The sequence below is a fragment of the Saccharopolyspora sp. 6M genome, from assembly GCF_020176775.1.
Taxonomy (GTDB): Bacteria; Actinomycetota; Actinomycetes; order Mycobacteriales; family Pseudonocardiaceae; genus Saccharopolyspora_C; species Saccharopolyspora_C gregorii.
This window is the reverse complement of record NZ_JAIUJZ010000189.1, coordinates 1-5,557: the sequence shown is the minus strand read 5'-3', so window position 1 is coordinate 5,557 and position 5,557 is coordinate 1. Positions and strand designations below refer to the sequence as shown.

The 5,557-nt window shown below is 72.6% G+C and carries 2 protein-coding genes and 2 pseudogenes; 1 reads left to right on the top strand and 3 read right to left on the bottom strand.

The genetic code is table 11. The features are described from left to right. Nucleotides 1–162: 162 nt before the first annotated feature. Nucleotides 163–2,241: a tetratricopeptide repeat protein gene (locus LCD31_RS22545; protein ID WP_224961014.1), complete on the top strand. Its 2,079-nt coding sequence runs from the start codon at nucleotides 163–165 to the stop codon at nucleotides 2,239–2,241. A gap of 710 nt (nucleotides 2,242–2,951) precedes the next feature. Here LCD31_RS22545 and LCD31_RS29225 read toward each other — a convergent pair. The 3 genes and pseudogenes from LCD31_RS29225 to LCD31_RS29400 all read right to left on the bottom strand — a co-directional run. Next, nucleotides 2,952–3,164 (bottom strand): annotated as a pseudogene (locus LCD31_RS29225) (nuclear transport factor 2 family protein); the annotation flags it as partial. Nucleotides 3,165–3,240: 76 nt separating this feature from the next. Continuing rightward, nucleotides 3,241–3,369: pseudogene (locus tag LCD31_RS29825) on the bottom strand (nuclear transport factor 2 family protein); the annotation flags it as partial. A 365-nt stretch (nucleotides 3,370–3,734) separates the two neighbouring features. Further along, on the bottom strand, nucleotides 3,735–5,420 hold the full coding sequence (locus LCD31_RS29400; RefSeq protein WP_304612919.1) for a hypothetical protein: 1,686 nt from the start codon (nucleotides 5,418–5,420) through the stop codon (nucleotides 3,735–3,737). Nucleotides 5,421–5,557: the final 137 nt, after the last annotated feature.

Here is a 5,557-nt window from a genome sequence, read left to right as displayed (position 1 = left end):
CGCTCACCACCCCCGCCACCCTCGACGTCCCCCTCGCCTGACCCGTGCGGAACCTGGGCGGGCGCGAACTCCGGCTCGTCGCTCCGGCCGAGTTCGCCCTCGGGCGCTAGGCGGTCGCGTACGGTGGGGTGCCGACTACCGCCGGGTGATGAGGATGGGCGCATGAGCGACGGGCCGGAGATCGCGAATTCCGCATCGGGCACGGTCGGCGGGCCCGTGGTGCAGGCGGGCGCGCACTACGGCGACAACTACTTCGGCACCGATCCGGCGCGCACCCCGCACGAGATCCGGCCGCTGACCGGCGACTTCGTGAACCGGGAGCGGGAACGCGCGCGGCTGCGCGAACACCTCGCGCACAGCGACGGCACCCGCGGTTCGAAGATCGTGATGCTCACCGGGCTGCCCGGCGTCGGCAAGTCCGCCACCGCCCGGCACGTCGCGGGCGAGGTCGACGCGTACCCCGGCGGCGAACTGTTCGTGGACTTCGGGACGCTGCGCGGCGCCGACGGGGCGGCGATCAGCGACGCGCTCGGCGACTGCCTGCGGCGGCTCGGCGTGCAGGACAAGGCGATGCCCGCGACGCTCGCCGGGCGCACCGAGCTCTACCAGACCTGGACCAGTGGGAAACCGCTGCTGGTGCTGCTCGACGACGTCGCCGAACCCGCCGAGGTCGAACCGTTCGTGCCGAACGCGCCCGGCAGCTCCGTGCTGGTCACCAGCAACCGGCGGCTCAGCGAACTACTGCTCGACGAAGCCTCCGTCGTCGAGATCGAACCGCTCGGCGACGAGGCGGGCAGCGCGCTGATGCAGGCGCTGTGCGGGACGCGCCGCGCCGAGCAGGAACCGGCGGCGATGCGCGAACTCGCCCGGCTGTGCGGCGGATTCCCCGAGATGCTGCGGTCCATGGCCGCCGCGCTGCGCAAGCACCCGAGCCTGCGGGTCGCCGAACTGGTCGCCGAGAACCGCGCCGACGGCGCGCGCCTGACCTCGCCGTTCAACGTGGCCTGCAAGATGCTGCCGGCCGCGGCCGCCGAGCTGTACCGGCGGCTGGCGCTGCTGCCGGTCGGTGAATTCGGCCGCGACCTGGTGGCCGCGGCCGCGGGCACCGACCGGTCGCACTGGGAACTGGGCGAACTGCTCGACGCGCACCTCCTCGTCGACGAAGGCGACGGCCGGTACCGGATGCACGACCTGGTGCGCGCGCACGCCCGCTCCCTCGCCGAACGGCACGACTCCGCCGAGGACCGCGCCGCGACGCTGCGGCGCATCGTGCGGCACTGCCTGCACCGGGCCGCGTTCGCCGACCTCGCCGTGCTCGGCGCCGGCCGGCTGCGCATCACCGACCACGCCGAGCTGCTCGCCGGGCAGCGGCAGCCGTTCACCGGGGACCGCGCCAAGCAGGACGCGCTGGCCTGGATGGACGCGGAGCGCGGCGCGCTCGCCGCCGTGCTCCGGTCCGCTGTGGACGGTGGGCTGAACCGGGAGGCCTGGCAGCTCGCCGAAGCGCTCACCGCCCTCTACGTCAACCGGCGGCACCTGCTGGAATGGATCGGCGCCACCGAACTCGGGGTGCGCGCCGCCGAACTCGACGACCGTCCCGACGCCGCCGCGCGGCTGGGCAGCTTCGCGTCCCGCGCGTTCACCGACCTCGGCCACCTCGACCGCGCGCGTGCGGAACTCGACGCCGCGCTGCCGGTCGCCGAACGGATCGGGGAACCGCGGCTCACGGCCTCCGTGCACGAACTCGTCGGGCGGTACCACGACGCCACCGGTGATCCCGCCGCCGCCGTCCTCGACTACCGGCGGGCGATCGAGCTGTTCACCGCCGCCGAGGACGCGCGCGGACGGGCCTTCGTCGGCTACTTCCTCGGCTGCGCCGAAGACGCCCTCGGCGAGCACGCGCGAGCGCTCGACACGCTGCGGGACGCGCTGCGGCTGATCAGGGCGGTGCCGGACGAGCGGATGGCCGGACGCGCCCTCGCCGCCATCGGCACCGCGCACGCGCACCTCGGCGCGCTCGACGACGCCACCGCGGCGCTGCGCGACGCCATCGCGGTGCTCACTGCGGGGGAGGACCACTACTACGCGGCGCAGGCGCGGGAAGCGCTCGCCGACGTCGCCGCCACCAGCGGGGATGCCGCATTGCAGCAGGAGAACCTGCGCGCCGCGCTCGCCGTCTACGAGCGGTACGGCAGCCCCCGCGCCGGCGGCGTGCGAGAAGCACTGGCCGCGCTGGGCTGACCGCCCGGCTTCGAATCCGTCCGGTGCGGCGGACGGCGGAATCCCGGGGGCTGCCCGCCTTCCCGGCACGATCGCACCACCACCGCAACCGGCGCACCGCAGGGCCTGTTCGGCACCGACGGCTCCACCACGCCTAGGCGGTTTCGTTCGGATCAGCCAGTCGTCGGCCCGGGTATGCCGCTGACTGACGCGCGGTGGACGCGGATCGGACCGGACACTCCGCCAGTTGCCGTACTCCTCTGGCGGGCGGCCCTGCTGCGTGCCGGTCTAGATCTTGAAGGCGATCACGTCGGCCACCTCACGGTGACCCAGTTGAGATCTTCGTCCGCGTCGGCCTGGGTCGTCAACGCGGTGAACACCCGCTTCCAGGTGCCGTCGACGGCCCACAACCGCAGCCTGCCTCGGTTTCGGTGGACTCCACGATCGTGTCCGCCAGTACCTGGACAAGCGCGGTATTCGGGTGGTGATCCCTGTCCAGGCGGGCCGGCAAGGCCACCGACTGTGGCGCGGCAGCCGAGGGGGCAACCCCCGCCTTCGACCGCGAGGCGTACAAGCAGCGCAACACCGTCGAACGGTGCATCAACCGCTTGCAGCAGTGGCGCGGTCCCGCCACCCGCTTTGAGCAGACCGCGACCACATACCTGGCCGGACTCCACATGGCAGGCATCTTCCTGTGGTCCGCAAGGCGATCCAAATCGAACTTCCAGGGCTCACACCGGGGCACCCGGGAAGGAAGGCTTGATGACGCGGCTGCCGAACTTCCACTGTCCGTCCACGCGAACGTAGTCGTCCTCGTACTTGACGTGGGAACGAACGTAGCCGCCGTCGTTCTTCACCACTTCCACGAGACAGAAGACACTCCCCGTCGCGCGGTCGCCCTCGATGTCCGTCACCAGGTGGTTGAACATGACGTGGATGACGTAGCGGGCATGGGCGAAGAGCGAGTCGCGGAAGAAGTCGCGTTATCGCCTCGCGCCCTTGGAACAGGCCGAAGCCGGTCTCGCGTTCGTCGAGGACGCCATCCTCGGCCCAGCAGTCAGCGGACTCATTCAGCCGGAAGCCGTCGAAAGCAACCGCGTAACGAGTGTTGAGATCGTGGATGGCGGCACGATCGGCGAGATGATTCATGGGACGACCTCATGTGAAGAAGGGATGCTGTGGGCCCTAGCTCGGCTGGCTCGGACGAGCCGGGGGAACGGTGCACACGGCTCCCAGCCCGTGTCAAGGCTCCTCAGCCACGAACTGACCAGTGGTCTCAGCGAAACCGCCTAGCGCGACCGCTCGCCCGGCCGCGTTACCCTGGAGGAGCGGTGGTCCGACCGCTGACGTCCCGGTGGACACCCGTGAACTCCACCGGAACCGTGACGGTCGCTCGCCGCCGGCGTCGTTTGGCGAACCGTGCCCCTCCGGCTGGGAAGAGAGGGTGGGTGCACCCGTGAGCCTCTTGTTCTGGCCGGGCTCCGCCGGTCGTGGCTCCGAGCCCGCGTACCGGGTCAGCGCTCGGTGGCGGTCAGCCGGAATTCCTCGGCACCGCAGGAGATCGTGAAGTCGCCACTGGTGAGTCCATTGAGGACGATCGCGTGCGCGGCCGATGCCACCAGCATCGGGTCGGCGCCGGGGGCGGAGATGCGCATCGTCCGTCCGTTCCGGACAGCGGCGGTCATGCCGTTCGGGTGGGCGGCCAGCCACACCCGGGCGCCCGGGAACTCCGCCCGGGCCTGGTCGGTCCAGGTCAGCGCCGCGGCCTCGTCCGCGCACGTTTCCTCGCGCACCAGCACCGCCGCGGACTGGTGCCGCAGCAGCCGCGGCTCGTCCTCCCGCACCGCCAGGTGCCGCTGCACCGCCGACTCCCGCACCGGCGCATCGGCCCGGCGCACCGCCGCCGGATACCGCCGCACCGCGATCCGGCCCGGCCCGGTGCACTCGGTGAACACCTCGAACGAGGCCGGTTCCCGCCGGTACGGCCGCGGGGTCGCGGGTTGCAGCAGCGGTGGTTCCCCGGCCGGGACCGGCAGCTCCAGCAAGCGGTAGAGCACCTCCCGCAGCACCCCGGTCGCCTCGCCGAGGTGCGCGAACACCTGCCCGGGCAGCTCGGCGAACCGGGCCGGTGCGTGCGTCCGCCACGACCCGTCCAACTGCTCGCGCAGGTCCCCCGTCACGTCGAGGTGCTCGGCGGTGTCCGCCAACGCCGCCACCGGCGTGCCCGGCACGCTCTCCGCGCCGACCGATGCCAGCAGCAGCGGCTTGCCCAAGCACGCCGCGTACAGGCTCACCGAGCCGTGATCGCCGACGACCTGGTGCGCGGCCACCAGCGCCGCCTGCCAGCCCCCGTCCGGCGGCAGCAGCAGCAATCCCGCGTCCAGCGCGTCCGCGAACCAGGTCCGCACCCGCAGATCGCCGTAGCGGGACCAGATGTTCGGGTGCATCGCCAGCGCCACCCGGTACTCGTCGGCGGGCAGCTCCGCGCACAACCGCCGGGCCAGCTCCCGTGATCGGCCCAGCGCCGACTCCTCGCCCCACGTCGAGTTCAGCAGCACCAGCCTGCGGCCGCGCAGATCCAGCTCCCGCCGGAACCGGTCCCGCAGTGGCAGGCTCGCGCGCAGCTGGTCGAAGGTCGGATCGCCGACCACGGCCGTGTTGCCCGCGACCTCCGGGCGCACCGCCGCCAGCTGCCGGTGCTGCGACTCGTGCGCCAGCGTCAGCAGTACCTTCCCGCTGCGCAGCGCGTACTCCGGCGGAAGGCCCGCCAGCCTGGTCCCGCCGGTCTTCGGGTCGTGCACGTGCTTGTTGAAGCCGATGCCGTGCGGCAGCACCACCACCGGCCGGGTCAGGTCCAACTCGGCGAAGTCGATGTTCTCGCTCGCCGAGATCGCCAGCGCGTACGGGAGGTCGTGCACCGCCGACCACGGGACGATCCGCTCGGCGCGCGCCTCGCGCAGCAGCTCCAGCGCGCCGCCGCTGTGCGGGGAGGTGTCGTTCACGGTGAACACCAGGTCCACGCGGAAGTCGTCCCGGAAGAACCGCAGCGCGTCCAGCAGGCGGGCGGTGGAGGTGATGGTGCGGGCGATGACCAGCACGGTGCGCACCGGGCCGAACGTGCCGTGCTCCGGCTCGTCCGCGGCGACCCGGCCGCGCCGCGGCTCACGCGTCACGGTGTCGTCCGGTGATCGAGTGAGCACCGGCCCATGCTGCCCGGCGTCGACCACCCGGCGCTAGGAGGGGCCGTCGCGGAGTCGCGGAGTCGCGGAGTCGCGGAGTCGCGGAGTCGCGGAGTCGCGGAGTCGCGGAGTCGCGGAGTCGCGGAGTCGCGGGGGGA